At 41.1% G+C, this 15,792-nt stretch carries 16 protein-coding genes and 4 pseudogenes; 11 read left to right on the forward strand and 9 right to left on the reverse strand.

The features are described from left to right. The first annotated feature begins 442 nt into the window (after positions 1-442). Positions 443-920, forward strand: a pseudogene (gene tnpA, locus MHB64_RS30535) (IS200/IS605 family transposase). Positions 921-1,233: 313 nt separating this feature from the next. Here tnpA and MHB64_RS30540 read toward each other — a convergent pair. From MHB64_RS30540 to MHB64_RS30550, 3 genes are read right to left on the reverse strand one after another with little or no spacing between them, the layout of a single operon-like run. Next, positions 1,234-1,914, reverse strand: a complete 681-nt coding sequence (locus MHB64_RS30540) for an ABC transporter ATP-binding protein (RefSeq protein WP_038592528.1) — start codon at positions 1,912-1,914, stop codon at positions 1,234-1,236. Further along, positions 1,911-3,560 (reverse strand): ABC transporter permease, encoded by a 1,650-nt coding sequence (locus MHB64_RS30545; RefSeq protein ID WP_094873114.1) that lies wholly within the window; start codon positions 3,558-3,560, stop codon positions 1,911-1,913. Before MHB64_RS30545 ends, MHB64_RS30540 begins: the two co-directional genes overlap by 4 nt. 3 nt (positions 3,561-3,563) lie before the next feature. Continuing rightward, a complete protein-coding gene (locus MHB64_RS30550) occupies positions 3,564-4,661 on the reverse strand; it encodes a Fe(3+) ABC transporter substrate-binding protein (protein WP_094873149.1) in 1,098 nt (365 codons plus the stop codon). 575 nt (positions 4,662-5,236) lie between these two features. Between MHB64_RS30550 and MHB64_RS30555 the strand changes: the two genes are divergently transcribed. Next, positions 5,237-5,536 carry a hypothetical protein gene (locus tag MHB64_RS30555; RefSeq protein WP_094873112.1) on the forward strand — a complete coding sequence of 100 codons (300 nt, stop codon included), beginning with the start codon at positions 5,237-5,239 and terminating at the stop codon, positions 5,534-5,536. Positions 5,537-5,845: 309 nt separating this feature from the next. Here the strand turns inward: MHB64_RS30555 and MHB64_RS30560 are convergent, their stop codons facing one another. Together MHB64_RS30560 and MHB64_RS30565 are read right to left on the reverse strand one after the other, a co-directional pair. After that, entirely contained in the window at positions 5,846-5,986 is a 141-nt protein-coding gene (locus MHB64_RS30560; RefSeq protein ID WP_341136144.1) for a hypothetical protein, read from the reverse strand. Positions 5,987-6,125: 139 nt separating this feature from the next. Next, a pseudogene (locus MHB64_RS30565) lies at positions 6,126-6,622 on the reverse strand (acetylglutamate kinase); the annotation flags it as partial. 294 nt (positions 6,623-6,916) lie between these two features. On the opposite strand from MHB64_RS30565, the pseudogene MHB64_RS30570 reads away from it, so the two are divergent. Then, a pseudogene (locus tag MHB64_RS30570) lies at positions 6,917-7,192 on the forward strand (DUF2935 domain-containing protein); the annotation flags it as partial. A 340-nt stretch (positions 7,193-7,532) separates the two neighbouring features. Further along, a complete protein-coding gene (locus MHB64_RS30575) occupies positions 7,533-7,727 on the forward strand; it encodes a DUF2933 domain-containing protein (protein ID WP_094873110.1) in 195 nt (64 codons plus the stop codon). A gap of 81 nt (positions 7,728-7,808) precedes the next feature. On the opposite strand, the gene MHB64_RS30580 is transcribed toward MHB64_RS30575, so the two are convergent. After that, positions 7,809-8,315, reverse strand: a complete 507-nt coding sequence (locus MHB64_RS30580; protein ID WP_256989973.1) for a hypothetical protein — start codon at positions 8,313-8,315, stop codon at positions 7,809-7,811. A 4-nt stretch (positions 8,316-8,319) separates the two neighbouring features. Between MHB64_RS30580 and MHB64_RS33965 the strand changes: the two are divergent. The 3 genes and pseudogenes from MHB64_RS33965 to MHB64_RS30595 all read left to right on the forward strand — a co-directional run. After that, a pseudogene (locus MHB64_RS33965) lies at positions 8,320-8,540 on the forward strand (transposase); the annotation flags it as partial. Positions 8,541-8,766: 226 nt separating this feature from the next. Then, on the forward strand, positions 8,767-9,219 hold the full coding sequence (locus MHB64_RS30590; protein ID WP_094873107.1) for a putative iron-sulfur cluster-binding metallochaperone: 453 nt from the start codon (positions 8,767-8,769) through the stop codon (positions 9,217-9,219). A 236-nt stretch (positions 9,220-9,455) separates the two neighbouring features. Continuing rightward, a complete protein-coding gene (locus MHB64_RS30595) occupies positions 9,456-9,758 on the forward strand; it encodes a hypothetical protein (protein WP_280788238.1) in 303 nt (100 codons plus the stop codon). 212 nt (positions 9,759-9,970) lie between these two features. Here the strand turns inward: MHB64_RS30595 and ku are convergent, their stop codons facing one another. Further along, the gene (gene ku, locus MHB64_RS30600) at positions 9,971-10,804 is read right to left on the reverse strand and encodes a non-homologous end joining protein Ku (RefSeq protein WP_179281708.1); all 834 of its coding nucleotides are present in this window, start codon (positions 10,802-10,804) and stop codon (positions 9,971-9,973) included. A gap of 106 nt (positions 10,805-10,910) precedes the next feature. After that, positions 10,911-11,252: a helix-turn-helix domain-containing protein gene (locus MHB64_RS30605; RefSeq protein ID WP_094873104.1), complete on the reverse strand. Its 342-nt coding sequence runs from the start codon at positions 11,250-11,252 to the stop codon at positions 10,911-10,913. A gap of 215 nt (positions 11,253-11,467) precedes the next feature. On the opposite strand from MHB64_RS30605, the gene MHB64_RS30610 reads away from it, so the two are divergent. Continuing rightward, positions 11,468-11,791, forward strand: coding sequence for a hypothetical protein (locus MHB64_RS30610; protein ID WP_094873103.1), 324 nt, complete (start codon positions 11,468-11,470; stop codon positions 11,789-11,791). Here the strand turns inward: MHB64_RS30610 and MHB64_RS30615 are convergent. Then, positions 11,786-12,004 (reverse strand): helix-turn-helix domain-containing protein, encoded by a 219-nt coding sequence (locus MHB64_RS30615; RefSeq protein WP_094873101.1) that lies wholly within the window; start codon positions 12,002-12,004, stop codon positions 11,786-11,788. The genes MHB64_RS30610 and MHB64_RS30615 overlap by 6 nt on opposite strands. A gap of 147 nt (positions 12,005-12,151) precedes the next feature. Here MHB64_RS30615 and MHB64_RS30620 point away from each other — a divergent pair, with 147 nt between their 5' ends. From MHB64_RS30620 to MHB64_RS30630, 3 genes are read left to right on the forward strand one after another with little or no spacing between them, the layout of a single operon-like run. Further along, positions 12,152-12,826 (forward strand): TnsA endonuclease N-terminal domain-containing protein, encoded by a 675-nt coding sequence (locus MHB64_RS30620; RefSeq protein WP_094873100.1) that lies wholly within the window; start codon positions 12,152-12,154, stop codon positions 12,824-12,826. Further along, complete coding sequence (locus MHB64_RS30625; protein ID WP_094873098.1) at positions 12,813-14,792, forward strand: hypothetical protein; 1,980 nt, start codon at positions 12,813-12,815, stop codon at positions 14,790-14,792. The genes MHB64_RS30620 and MHB64_RS30625 overlap by 14 nt, the downstream gene beginning before the upstream one ends. Before the next feature lie 34 nt (positions 14,793-14,826). Then, complete coding sequence (locus MHB64_RS30630) at positions 14,827-15,789, forward strand: AAA family ATPase (RefSeq protein WP_094873097.1); 963 nt, start codon at positions 14,827-14,829, stop codon at positions 15,787-15,789. Positions 15,790-15,792 lie beyond the last annotated feature (3 nt).

The raw sequence follows: 15,792 nt of genomic DNA on the forward strand, positions 1-15,792 counted from the left end.
TGTTATTCGTTCTATTCAGTTGCTTAATGATTCTATGGCTAAATCAAAAGTGTGTTGTTCACCATAAGGATATGAAACATTCGTATCGTTGCATTTTGCAAATTCATAACATCTAATCCTCTCGATTAGGGAGGGAATTTTGTTGATTTAGCCAAGGAGTTAGTATACCTTACGACGAATGATCCTGCAGTTTAGATCGATCACATAGCAGCTGAAGATATCGAAGATATGATAACCAAATGTTGTAAGAGGACAAGAACATATACCTTTTGAAATCCGCGCAGGGCGCGGATTTTTTATTATGGCTTAAGCCAGTTGAGTGCGTGAAACGCACGAAACAAAAAACCGCCCGCTATGCGGGTGGAGGGAACGAGGGTTTGACCACCAAGACCATTCCGATAGAATTGAGATGTTCAGGCTCAAAGGAAAGGAATGGTCATAGATGGCAATCAAGAGCTATAGTCTAGCTCACACGAAGTGGATATGCAAATACCATATCGTGTTCACCCCGAAGTATAGACGGAAAGAAATATATAATCAAGTGAGGAAAGATTTGATCGAAATCTTCAAGCGTTTATGTAAATACAAGGGGTCGAGATCATAGAGGGTCACTCACATGATGCCAGATCACGTACACATGCTGGTAGCGATACCGCCGAAAGATCGCCGTGTCCACGTTCATGGGATATCTGAAGGGGAAAAGTTCGCTCATGATCTTTGAGAAGCATGCTGGGCTAAATTATAAGTATGGGAATCGAAAATTTTGGGCGGAAGAGTACTATGTAAGCACCGTGGGTTTAAATGAAGCCACCGTAGCCAAATACATTCGTGAACAAGAAGCACATGACCAAGCCATAGATAAATTGAGTGTAAAAGAATACGAAGATCCATTCAGTGACAAAAGGAACAAAAAGAAATAAGCCCGTTTAACGGGTAAGTGAAAATGATAAATTACACTGAGCCTGAACAAATGTGTGGTCAGGCTAGCGTCTTTAGGCGCAGTTTGGCAACAGGGGGTTATACCCCAAGAGCAAACCACCCGTTGGACGGGTGGTCCTGATTTTATGGGTACAAGTTCTTGTCCTTTGCTCGGGACAAGAACTTGTACCCATTGCCAAGAATGGACAAGAGCTTGTTCCTATTACCGTAAACATTTTTTTTGAAAAAGTCGTAAATAAGCGACGATGGTAGTGTATGCAGGGTAAATACAGGCCATTGAATGTTGCGAATGTTTTATGAATAAAAAACTAATTTCCGCTCAGTTAAATCTGGCTCTGATCTTAGATGTATCGAGCGGTCACTTATTGCTTCGACGTCCTGCCGGTCATGGGTAACAAACAGGCAGGTCATCTCCGCTTTCTTTAAGATCGTCCGCAGCTCGGAACGGATCGATTCCTTTAGCCCCGCATCGAGGTTGCTGAAAGGTTCGTCCATCAGCAGAATCGTCGGCTTCTGCGCCAGCGCCCGAGCGAGCGCCACCCGTTGCTGCTGCCCGCCGCTGAGCTCATGGGGATAACGTTCCTTGAATTCGCCAAGCTGGACAAGGTCAAGCATTTCCTCCAGACGCTTGGCCCGCTCTTTTCTCGGAAGCCGGTGAAGGGCGAACTCGATATTTTTCCGGACATTCATATGAGGAAAAAGCGCGTAATCCTGGAATACCATCCCGACACCCCGTTGCTCCGGCTGTACAAAGGTACTTTCATTGACCACAGGAGCGCCGTTAATCCGGATTTCCCCTCCAGCCGGAATCTCCAGGCCCGCGATCAGCCGCAGCAGCGTGCTTTTTCCGTTGCCGCTTGCGCCGACAATGCCGACAATATCCCCTTTTTCAATGGAGCAGGAGAACCGTTCGATAACCGGGGGAATCCCCCGTCCGTAAGAGAACGAAAGATTATGGATTTCTACAATACTCATTTTTCCCACTTCCTGTCTAAGCGATGCATTACATAAACCGAGATGAAGCTGATGAAGATAATAAGCAGAGACGGGATGGATGCTTCGAAAATTTGTTCGTCGTTCGCGTACCGGTAAGCTTTTGTAGCCAGGGTCTCGAAATTGAAAGGTCTGAGTATCAAAGCAAGCGGAAGTTCCTTGCAGATTTCCACAAAGGTTAAGATACAACCGCTCATTACCGCCCCCTTGATCAAAGGCAGATCCACTTTAATAAATGTTTTCGTCATCCCAAGCCCCAGCATCCTGGATGCTTCCGTAAATTTCTGTCCCGTTTTCTCAAATCCGACTTCCACAGCATTGAATCCTGTAGCCATAAACCGGATCACATAGCCCATAACCAGCATGGCCAGGGTTAAACTGAGCACCAGAGGTGTTCCGTTTAATGCAAACTGATGATGAACAGCGGCCCAACCTTTATCCAACTGCAGGAACACGACCAGCACGCCGATGGCAATAATCGCTCCAGGAATGGAGTAGCCGGCGGTTACCGCTTTGGAGAGAAAAAATGAAGCTGTAGAACGCGAACGATTCGCAGCGGCTACAATCAGCGCAAACACCATAATAATCAGTGTGGAAACAGCAGCCACGGACAAGGTCTGATAGACAAGATGGACAAAGTCCCCATTCCACATGGTGTCGAAGGTCCAACTGGCCCATTCGATCAATTGAAGAAGCGGAAACAGGAAAGATGCACACCAGACAATCATACAAAACACGGCTGCCGATATTCCCGGCAATCCGGTAAGTCGTCTTGGCACAAGCGGTCTCGATTTGCTGGTTGTAGAGCTGTAAGCCCGCCGTTTGCGAAGCAGCATTTCGACAAAGAACAGGCCTAGCACAATAATCATCAGCCAGGCGGCAAGGCGCATGGCCGAATCGGCATCGTACATCCCGAACCAGGTCTGAAAAATTGCCGTAGACACGGTCTGTATTCCGAAATAGCTGGTGACTCCGTAATCGCTCAGCACCTCGAACATGACCAGACTGACGCTACCTGCAATGGCCGGCCGGGATAATGGAAGGGCGATACGGATATAAATGGACCAGCCATTTCTTCCAAGCAGCCGGGCGTTCTCAATATAAGAAGCGCTCTGTTTTTCCAGGAACGATTTGGTGATCAGGTATACGTAAGGGAACAGAAACAAGGTGAATACAATAACCGCGCCCCGCATTGAAGAAAACGTAATAAGTTCCTGATCGGGGACGATCCCGAGCCGGTTCCGAAGAGTGGTCTGGACAACACCGGTGTAGCTGAACATCGTGCTGTACGTAAATGCGGCAATATAAGGAGGAATCGCCAAAGGCAGGACCAGTGCCCACCTGAAGAACCGTTTCCCCGGAAAATCAAACACCGCTACTAGCCAGGCTAGCGTGACACCGAGCAGTCCTGTAAGTACGGCAACCGTCATTGTCAGCTGAACCGTCTGGGAAATATAATCCTTGACCAGATACTGCCTGATTTGCACCCAGTTTTCGTTCGGCGGATCAAAGATCGAGAGGAATACGAAAAAAATGGGCAGCAAAATGACTGCTGCCCCCGCTAAGCTTACGATCCGCCAAACGCTAAGGCGTCTTTTTAACTTTACCTTAACTGCGTTTAGATGCATATGTTATTTCCAGCCTGTTTTGTTCATGATCTCAATCGCCTTGGCATTGTGAACGCCCAGTTTGTTGAAATCGATTTGCTGCGCTTTGAAAGTTCCCCAGGTTTTGAGCAGTTCAGGCAGCTCTGTTTTTGCATTTACCGGGAACTCATAGTTTTCATTGGTAACCATGGTCTGCGCTTCTACGCCGGTCAGGAATTCAATGAGCTTCAAGGCATTTTCCGTATTCTTGCTGTGTTTGATTACTCCTGCGCCGCTGATATTTACATGAGCGCCTGTTGTTTCCTGGTTCGGGAAGAATACACCGATGTTTTGCCCGACCTTCACTTCTTCAGGATCATCCGAGTTCAGCAGCAGACCTACATAGTAAGTATTCATAATCGCAACATCGCCCACACCGGCAACGATAGCTTTCGCCTGGTCACGGTCGTTTCCTTCAGGAGTACGGGCCAAGTTGGCAACAAGTCCTTTGGACCACTCTTCAGCGTTCACCTCTCCGTTCAGTTCAATGAATGACGACAGAAGGGACTGGTTATACAAGCTTGAGGAAGGACGGACAAGTACTTTACCTTTCCAAGCAGGGTTTGTCAGATCCTCGTAGGTGGACAGTTGTTCGGGTTTAACCCGATCCTTAGCGTATACAATCACACGGGCGCGTGTGGAAAGTCCGATCCACTCATTGTCGGGATCACGAAGTTCTTGAGGTACGTTTTGATCGATGGTTTCCGAAGTTACCGGCTGAAGCAATCCGGACTGCTTGGCATTGTTCAATACGCCTCCGTCAACGGTAAGGAACAAGTCAGCCTGTGTGCTTTCTCCTTCACGCTTAAGACGCTCAATCAATTCCTCTGCTTTGCCATCGATAAGATTTACTTTGATTCCGCTTTCCGCAGTGAATTTTTCATACAGCAGGGCGTCTACGTCATAACTGCGAGCGGAATAAACATTTACTACTTGCTCAGCAGCCTGTGCAGTTGCAGTTGGCTGGTTCTCCCCCGAGTTAACGGCGCTTGTTTCATTGGTCTTGTTGGCGCCGCAGCCTGCCAACAGTCCGACAGTCAAGATTCCTGTAAGCAATGGAACTAAAAACTTTCTATTCATCATACCAATATTCATCATACCAAAACATCCCCCTGAAATTATAATGATTCTCATTCTCATTCTCATTCTCATTAAGGGATATGATAACTTTTATGATCTCTTTATGTCAATAAAAATAAAACTCAATTATCAAGGAAATTCAAAAAGAAATTGAAAACGAGCATCTTTAGCCACTTCCTTGTTGAATAAATTCCATATATAAGAATTTTATGAGTTTACACAAACTATTCCCGAAATTGCATCCGTTTGACATAGCGAAACTGAGGCAAAGAAGCAAGGATTTGAAGTCATGGTTGGAAAGTTCCATTTGCTACGAGTGAGCGTACTTTCCTTTGAGTGCGTTCGAAGGAGGTTTGTGTCAATTAACAAACACTTGAGTGCATCAATAGAATTGATTCAAGTGCTATCTTTACTGAAGAAATTAAAAATGTTATAGAGAACGAAACTATTAGTAATGCCAGGGCCATAGCTAACTTTTCTTCCAGCATACTTCCACTACTGATAAGAACACCTACGGTTTCACTCCAAATTGGAAATGCTATAACAGCAGTTAGTGTAACCCCGAACAGCGGGCAGTCATGGCTTCAGCTGCTCGTCACCTACTCGATCAGATAACTAAGATTCCTGGAACTGATGAAAATGGAAAAATCGATGCTGTCGCGCTTGATAAGTGGATTTCTGAAGTTCGTCGCCTATGCCGCCAGTTCGCTCGTGCTGAGAGTGGCGATCAGAGTATTGGCCAATTACTCTCCAAGACTCCCGTTGGGGAAAATGGATTGTGGCCATGTGAAGTAGTATGTGAGGCGATGGAGAGTATTGTATCGTCAGGAATCGAAAAAGGGTTTCATAAAGGTGTTATTAATTCTCGCGACGCATAATGGCTTAGCGGCAAGATATTGTTCAGCGGATATTCGTGTTGAATCAGTTAATCATCCTACATGAGAAGAATAGAGCGGAGCAGATAAAATGGTGTTCAGAATAGTATTTTAAATGAATGAATTTGGACTTTTGGAGTAAAGGTGGGGTAGATCATCCTTATCCTTATGATGTGACTGATGACCCGCTGTGATTAAAATGCTGGTAAATTTAACTTTGACGTTAAATTATGCTACTTAATTTAGGCTCCGATTCTCCCCGGTAGTGCATACTCTGTTACAATTACCCTGTCTAATGATTTCCGGTACGCTCTATGCCAGCAAGGATAGATGTGATGGAGTAGCTTTTCTTTGCTTGAATACAGTATTCAGCAACTTCCGTACAGGCAATCCCGCCAGCTTCGCGGCGTTATGGTTCAGCAGAAACACCTCAGGTATATAATTAAAATTCAAATAGGTTAGCCCACTGCCGATTCCGATTTAAAATTACCGTAATCTAATACATTAATTGGCCCAAAAAAAGCCCTCATTTTTTCCTCTCCTAAGAGGAGAAAGAATTGAAGGCTTTTTGCCGGGATAGTATCTTATCATTTCAAAACAATTGTGGAAATTGTTTTATCACTCCGTCAGTAATTGCATCCGCCATTTCTAAGGCTTCCCTCTCAATTTTGTCAAACACCTGAATACCAGACTTGTAATCTTGATTCAGAATCGACAGCGCTTCTGATTTAGTTAATGCCAGATGTTCATAGAACATTTTCCTGAATTCTTCTTTCGATAAATATGGATTAATGCGGCTTAGAAATTCCACGATCTCGTCTGCGTTAGAGTACCATCTTTTCTCTGCATCTGCCGCGGATTTTTTATCGCCAGCCTTTGCTGCTTTTACAAGATCCGCAGCGATTGTTAAGTGCTCTTTGATCAGATTACTGTATGTTTTCGCTGTACTGTCTCCATAGAAGGGTTTGAGTGAATTCCCCATATCGGTGCGTTTTGGAGGAGACGTGTTAAAACAAAATCGGTGTCAGGTAAATTAAAAATAATACTAATGATAGCCATTCTGGTCCATACAACATGTTGTTCCCATAGTAACAACCCGTCTTGTTAGAAAAGTTGGTACTTGATTTGGAATAATATAAGGTATACCTTGTGTGGAATATCTAAATCCCCAATAAGGATACATACTCTTTAGCCTCCTTTGAATGTGTTCCCACCATATTATGGTTAATACGCCCAAAATGTTCAAAATTCGTAGAGAACAAATACAAGACAAAAAAGAAAAAAGACAAATAATCTTGAGCATAATGGAACAAGCAAGCGCCATATATTTTTGGAAATGAGTAAATCTTAGGGGTTGTGTAAGTAACATTAGTTATTAACAGAATGGGTGGAGGGATTTATTTGTCAGACGCCTTTGTGGCCCGGTCACTAGATGAAATTCGTTTTTGGTCGCGAATTATGAAAGAACACTCTTTGTTCCTTCGATTAGGCTTCAGATGCGAAGATACTCAATTGATCAATGAAGCTAATCATTACCAAGCTATTTTTGAAGACATCGAAAGAAGAGCTCATTCTTTCCAAATGAACACCGATCCTCAAACGATCAGAGAATTTAATGTAGAAGTACACAATGCCGCCGCCCCAGTAGCGGCAGTTAGGAGTCTTTCTCGTGCTATTTGTTTACTCGTGTCCATCTAATTGCAGGAGAGTTTCTGCTTGTGTTCCTAGCTTCATTTGATCGGAATCGCAAGTGCATTCTCTTAACATCATCAATAAAGCCTCCGAGTCTATCCTGAAATCTGTTGACGAGCTAAAGGAAACTATCAGTTTATGTAATCTATAATTATTAGTCATATCCTTCCCTTAAGAACAGTGAGTGGGTCATTTTTTTGATTATCAATAAATACATAGAATGCACATTCTTTCAACATTATATCCACATATAAGTTTACTAGAATATAAATATAAAAAGAAAACAACTTAAATAGGAGGAATACAAATGGATTGGTCTTTATTGCTGTTGTTGATTTGTCCGCTGATGATGATATATATGATGATTGGAATGAAAGGAAGCCATGGTACTGACTCTCGGTCAAACCAATCTATGATGGATTGGACACTTCATCAAGATTTTAATGAGTTAACGGTGGAGAACGAACGGCTGGAAAAACAACTTTTAAGCCTTACCAAATAGCAAATAAAGAGATAGCCCTAAGCGACTTGTGCTTATGAGCTATCTCTTTTGCTGATTATCAAAATCTAATTAATTTCTTAACTAAGAATTGAGTTTATGTCGGTCTGATCCTATATGAAACATTAAACCGGCAACAGCCCCCAGATCTATAGAGAGAAGTGAGCGATAGCTTTGGTTCAATTGAATTAGGTCTTGCCGCATATCCAAATATGCAGACCATGAACCTAATTTGATGTTACGGCCAAATAGAAGGTTATAGCCGTTTAAAATCGCTGTATTGAAGGGTGGAAACAAGGTGGGGTGAAGGAAATATAAGATGTTAGCTGATGCGGGACCTAAACCTTTAATACCTAGATTGTCCAAGTGGTTAATCTCATCAAGGATATCTTTTTCTTCATGGGTCTGAGAAATCTGTTTTAAAAAATGTCCAAACGCAAGTTGATGTTCATCATTTTCATAAATATCGGGGATTCCAAGCTTTGGTTTCCAATAAAAAGCGTGAGCTGCTCCTTTGAAAACTTGCTTTTGTTTGCATATCGCTTCCATCACAAATTCAAGTGAAGAACCTTTAAAGTCGTTTCCAAACACCCTCGCCAGACAGCTCGAAGAGATTCTGGCTGAAGTTGAGCGTTTACTGTGACAAATTCCGGGCACTGGGGAGATGCTTACCGTGCCGGCGTGGCTGTAGTTACGTTGGCGGGATTTCTTGCGGAAGTGGGGGATCTAAGCGGTTACGAGTATAGACAGCAGATTATTCGGCTGGCCGGACTGAACCTCAAAGAGAACAGTTCCGGAAAGAAAAAAAGCAAGTCAGAGGGTAAGCCGTCAAAAGAAGGTGTGGATATCCAAAGTGCGATCACAGGAAGTATCCATGGGCTGGGGACAAAGTTCCCCAATCTCTATTCCCGCCACCGGCTTCACCAGAAAATATTGTCATCCTTACATGACTTCTCCATCTCTCAACAAGTCAATGGCTGAAAATCTAAGAACGAATGAGCAAACAAGAGAAAATATTAATTTATAGTGGGAGTGATAAAAAATGGATAACTGTTGTCAAACATCCGTTGAGAAGCCAACAACACCTTTACAATGTCCTACTTGTCATCAAAAGGGTAAAAGTATTCAATTGATTACACTCAAGGCTATGCTTCAACCAACCGCATTAGAAACCATCAACCCTGAATTACCTTACTCTTTTTGCACTAATTCATCTTGTGAAGTTGTATATTTTAGCGATGTGCAGACCTTTGGCAAAGATATGCTCAAAGTATCGGTATTCCAAAAAGACGATGCATTGGATGTACCTGTTTGCTACTGCTTTGGATGGACAAGAGAACGCTTAATACAAGCTGTTCAGGAAAATCAGCATCCAATTGACCATATACGAGAACAAGTTCAAGCTAATCGTTGTGGATGTGAGGTCAATAATCCCCAAGGAGCCTGTTGTTTGGGCAATGTCACTACATTCATTCGGAGCCTTGACAAGAGTTAGTCGCTTGTCATCTATTCAGCAACAATTCTTACGAAAAGAGAAGGAAGACGATATTCTGATGTAATTGATAACAATGTAGGTAACTTTGTGTCATTTATGTAGGCAACATTGTGTCATTGGACAGCTGTGCTGTAGATAACGCGAGCCGATTGAACACCGCTCATGCCCATTAGCAACGCAGCCCGCAATGATTCTAATCAAAGGTGGAGCATTCCTAGAGATTGCTGGAGCTTTGCATGTTATCGCTTTTGATAAAACATGAACCCTTAACGGAAGGGAATCCGCTCGGTCGCTTTTTCACGGGCAAGGATTTTCCAGTAATGGGGGGCTTGGTTCACACTGGAATCCCTGGAAACGACTTCGCCATCCAATGGAATTTTCTCTCCTGGTTTGACGATCATGATTTGACCAATGGAGACTTCGGCTACAGCTTTCCTAACTCATTTCCCACCTTCTTAACCCATACATCGGATGGAGATAAATCCATCAATCAACGAATGAATACGAAGTTTGGGCTTACGAGATGGAAGTGGAGATAGTTTATTACAGGTAAATGACGCATAGGAAGCGATTTGCCTTCTTTTCATGCTTAGTGAAAGAGCTACCCTCTTATACAAAAAGGGAAGATTAATGAAGCAACATTTATTCACTTTCTCCAATGTTCCCGAGGAACAAGGAAGACATGTAAATAGCTAAGAACATCGCGATCTAGGCAAGTTCTTAGCTATTTGTATTTTTTAGTTTGTAGTCGCTATCCTAACTTTTCTTTAGGGGTACCGCGTCCACTTTCCTTAGTTGATGCTACCTTTTTCTTTCCTTTGTTCATTTTAACGCTTTCTTGAAGCGCTTCTAATAGATCAACGACAACATTAGTTTCTTGAACGGGCTTCAAAACAATGTTTTGGCCGGCAATTTTAGACTGGATAGCGGCCAGTAATCTTTCTTGCTCCGGATTGGTATAAGAAGCTAAATCTGAAGTCCCTGACATGCCCTTAACGATCTGTAAGGCTAACTTCAACTGATTGGGATCGACTGAAATGTTGTTGGGGATGTTGGGAACATTCTCAGATGGTCTAATTTCATTCGCGTAGTACATGGTGGCCAATTGAATACAAGTTCCATCAATAGGTTTCAGTATACATAATTTTGTGCTAGAACGAAGCGTGAATTTGGCGATCGCCAGTCTTTTCGATGCCTCAAGGGCCTTAAGAAGTAAATAGTATGCATTACTCCCGTGATTATCAGGTCCAAGAAAATAAACCTTCTGAGTAAACATTAAATCCACTTGTTCTTCCTTCACAAAATCAATAATCCGTATCTGCTTGCTAGCATCTTCTTGAATTTGATCTAGCTCATTTTTTTCGAATGTTACATATTGATTTGTATCAAGTGGATAGCCTTTAATTAGATCTTCCGGTTCAACTGAGCTTTGACATGTGGGGCAATAACGCTGGTTTTTGATTGTGCCATGGCAGCTTTTGTGGAGAAGATGAAGAGCAATCTCTTTCTCCTCCGTGGCAGCATATAATTTAACCGGTATGTGAACTAATCCAAAACTGATAGCACCTTTCCATATCGTATGCATGGGAGCACCTCCTAAAGTTGCTAGTAAAAAGTCATTCCCATTAATTAAACAAATAAACCGCTTCTCCATTTATAGGATTGCGGTTTATTTGTTTTATTGATATCGTTCATTTTTCGAAAAATTCATTTAGCAATACATGAACCTTCCGTAGATCACTCTTTTTCAAAGATACTAGCGTGTCCATTAATTGATTTAACAAAGCGTCCTTCTCATTTAAAACGGACCTTTGATGTTTAGTATATACGAACAAATCAATAATCTGAACTTCAAGAGCATCGGCGATTTTCAGTAAATTTACTAATGTTATGTTTTTTTCAGCTCTTTCAACTCCACCAATATATGAAAAGTGAAAGCCAGCCTTCTCAGCAAGTTGCTCTTGCGACAATCCTTTTTGCTTTCGAATATCTCGGATTCGTTGTCCAATTTTCTGGATTATTGAAGTTTCCATGATTACACCTCTATATGTAAGTGTAAACAATGGAGCTGATGGGATACACGTATATATACATATCATAATATTAAAATGATATGTATACGTATTATTTTATGTTAAATGGTTATAGTGATTATTGAGTACATCAACTAGATAGGGAAAATGAAGACCATTCCTTTCAAGCTGATGTTTTGGAGAGCAATGGGTAAAATGCAAAAGAGGTGAGGGTGATGAGTAAATTGAATTTAACAATTATATTGGGACTAGCCACTGTCTCGAAGAATGGATTAGAGTTTAACGGGAAGATTTATACCAACGCTACAATGTTAAAATTCCATTGGTTTAAAACCGCTCAAATAGAGGGTCAGTGGGAAATACCGATTTTTTTCAACCCTTGTGACTTGACAGAAATTATGTTGTTTGACATTGATTCAATAACCTATGCAAACATTATTGAACCCTCAAGGAATGTTAACCCTGAGATGAAACAACTATATCATGATGCGATTAATTCTTTGAAAAAGAGATTGAAAGAGTCAAAAAAGAAATTATGAAATGTTGATTAAGTCTTGAATCGAAGTGTCTAATGCTTCTGCAAGTTGAAATAAAAAGTGGACTTGAATTCTTTGTCGCCCAGCCTCGATATTGGCAATTGATGGTCTAGAAATATTAAGTTTTAAACCAAGATCTTTTTGTGTGATGCCACGTGTCACCCGACTTGAACGAATATTGCCCCCAATTATTTTGTACCAATAGTCTTCATTCATTATTTTAACTCCTCTCTTAATCTACTAACTATAGTATTTCCAAAGAGAGAATTAATTAGTATATTTCTAAAAACATTTATGTGGTGGGTTTGGAATCCAAACTATAGGGAATAAGGATATTCAGAATAACGTAGAAGGGGGTTAAATATGAGAGTGCCTATAACTGTGCCTCGGAACAAAAGATACGGTAATAATTATTGGAATTCTGAAGGTCCTAAAGTAGAGATGCGGGAAGTCATTCTCTATAGTGACCTAGAGTTTGATCATTGGTTACTAGTGGAGACTAATCCTCTGGTAGAAATTTATTGTGAACAACATAAAGAAATAAGTTTTGTAATCGATGGAAAGTTACACACTTCAATCTTTGATATGTGGATCAAATATACGAATGGTGAGGAAGAATATACTGAAGTTAAATATGAAAATGAATTAGTTCCTACACATCCTAATTACACACGGAATATGCGACAAATCCAGGCACAGAAAGAATGGTGTGAACAGGAAGGTGTAGCTCATAAACTGATGACTGATAAGATAATCCGTGTTCATCCAATAGGTTTAGAAAACCGACTAAAGATGCTCTCAGCTGTTAAAGCTCAACATTCAAAAGAAAAAACGGAAGATATTTTAAAAAATATCTCCAGGTTTAAGCAAACAATCGGTTCTCTACATGAGCACATGAATGGGAAATACAACTTAGGCGACGTCATGGCTGCATGTTACTGGTTAACCTATACAGGTAAAACTCTCACGAATATTAATGACCAACTTTGGAGCTTGAGTACGGAGATATGGAGGGCTGAAACCGATGCGAATGATTGAAAAGGAAGGTCTTCTTACTGATCAGATTAATCCTGAATTTTGGCCTACAGTCGATGAATCGTCCTTGGAAGCAGATGATCTATTAATTTATCAACAGCGTAAAGAGGCTGTAATGCTGTATTTCAAAAGAGAAGCAAGCCAGATGAAGATTTATGAAATCACGAAAGTCAGTCCTCGAAATTTACGTCGCATAATCACTAGATGTATCTCTCGTGACCCAAATGGTGAAGCTTGGGGTTTCCGAGCATTAATACCAAACAAAACTACAAAGAACTATGCTTTAAACATGATGGATCGAAAACAAAATTCGTCTCGAAAATCTGGTGAATTTAAGTTGTTGCTTGAAAAATATCCTGATATTAAGGAATTGATCGACGATTTGTACCTTGGCCGGAAAAGAAGGTCACTCGAACCGGCTATGAAGCCCTTACATATTCACAAAAAATTTGTAGAGGCATGCAAAGAGAAAATGATTCCATTAAGTCAATATCCATTTAATACAGACCGTCTAGGGAGCCGTGCACTATATCGTTACCTCCGTCGATTGGGGCAAGATTACTTTGGTAAGGCAGCTTCGAGATATGGTCATGATGCTGAACAAAAAGCCAGAAATAGTGGTAGAGGGGAACAAAATCATCCAATTACCCGTACTCCTTATCAACAAGTTCAATTTGATGCACATCGAATTGATGGTGTTTTCTCGGTTGAGTTAGTGACACCTGAAGGGGAGACTGTTGTATTAATCCTGGAACGATTCTGGATTTTAACGATAATTGATGTCGCGACACGAAATGTCCTAGGGAAATACATTTCTTTAAATAAAGAATATAGTGCGAGTGATGTTATGATGTGCATTCGAGATGCCATTATGCCCCATGTACGTCCACAACTCACTATTGATGGCCTTACCTATAATGGTGATGGAGGATATCCATCTGAAATTTTCCCTGAGGCCCAATGGGCTGTGTTTGATGTGATTTGTTTTGATAATGCCAAGTCTCATTTAGCTAGCTTAGTAAAAGATCGATTACGGCAATTGCTCGGATGTACAACCAATCTAGGTCCTGTGGATTTACCTATGAGAAGAGGTATTATCGAACGATTCTTTCAAACCTTAGAGGAATCAGGGATTCATCGACTACCAAATACTAGCGGAAGTCATCCTAAAGATCCAAGAAGAACCGATCCAGAGAAAATGGCGATAAAGTATCACATCACCTTTGAACATTTGAAAGAACTGGTCGATGTACTGATTTCTAATTACAATGGAACGCCTCATGGTGGCATATACCATCAATCGCCATTGGAGTTATTAGGTAAACGGCTTGCGAACGGAATGATTCCACGACAGCTTGATGAAAATAACCGCAGCGGGTTATTGTTTCTTCAAACCACAATAAAAAGAACGGTAAGAGGTTCCTTAAAATCAGGGAAGAGACCTTACATTCAATTTGAGGGTGTGGAATATCGAAGTGATCGTCTTTCACAGAGCGCTCACTTGATAGGTTCAGAAATTTCCCTTCATGTAAATGTCGATGATCTTCGTACCATTCGTGCTTTTCATTCTGATGGTAGTGAAATCGGATATCTTACTGCAGCGGGGAAATGGTCCATTTCACCTCACACCTTACAGACTAGAAAGGCGATCAATCGCTTGGTAATACGCCGATTAATTCATCTTACACAGTGGGATGATCCGATTTTTGTTTACTACAGTTACAATATGAATTTAGCCAAGAGCGGTAATAAGAAGAGTGCCAACAAGGTAACCCAACTTGAAGAGGTAATCAAAGATTCCTTTCCTTTTATGGACGGTGTCTCAGAACGGGATGCAGCATTACAACATGCAGTTAAAGTGAATGAAGCACTGGACAAAGCAAGAAAAACCGTAAGAGATAACCAAGATCAACAATCCGGTAAGATGGAAGAGTTTCTTGCAAATTACAAGACCATTAATTCTAAATAACCTACTTACATTTCAATTTTTAGGAGGCCTAAAAATGGAAAGACCAAAACTGCCTCTGGGTACACATCCAGTTGAAATGGGCGGATACATCCTTCCTACTATGGAGGTAAAACGGTTAATGGAAAGATTGACAAGAGTTGTGATGAATCGTTTACCAGGAATGATTGTCTACGGAAGGCCACGAATTGGTAAAACGAAATCTGTTGAGTTTGCATTAAATTATCTGCCAACGCAGATAGGAGAGAACTTTCCTATATTGAGAACAAGGTGCAAAAGTTATCGAGTACCGACTGAAGAAAAGTTTTTTGGAGACATCCTTAGTGATTTTAAGTTCTCATTCCCTGCGAAACGAAGTCCGACCGCTATGCGACAACAAATTGTTAATTTAATGTTGGAGCAAGGAGAGAGATCAAAACTTCGGAGGGTTATGCTTGTTATTGATGAAGCTCAAAGATTGACTGAACTTCAATATAACTGGCTAATTGATATCTATAATGATTTGGATAGTGAAAAAATCAGTATGACGGTTATATGTGTTGGTCAGTCTGAGCTGATAGATCGAAGAACATATTTCCTTGAAACAAAAAAATCTCAAATCATTGGGCGATTTATGACAAATGAGCATGAGTTTTTTGGCATACGCACTTTGAAAGAAGTTGAGCATTGCCTAATGTGCTACGACGAAGTATCGGAATACCCAGAAAATAGCGGGTACACCTACACTCGCTATTTTTTTCCTGAAGCATTTAGTAAAGGATATCGACTGAAACAATGTGCTAAAGAGGTTTTTGACATTTTTAAAGATATTCGTAAGGAACATGGTTTATCCAAAAAAATGGAGATTCCTATGGAGTATTTTATATTTTCCATAGAGAATGCACTAAAGCTTAATGGAGCAACAGGAAGAGAAGTTGAATGGTTGACAACTAACCACTGGAAAGAGGCAATAAATAATTCGGGATATATAGAATCCGAAGTGTTTATGGCATTGGCATAGGAG

The sequence above is a fragment of the Paenibacillus sp. FSL K6-2859 genome (assembly GCF_038008265.1).
Classification (GTDB): Bacteria; Bacillota; Bacilli; order Paenibacillales; family Paenibacillaceae; genus Paenibacillus_AQ; species Paenibacillus_AQ nitricinens.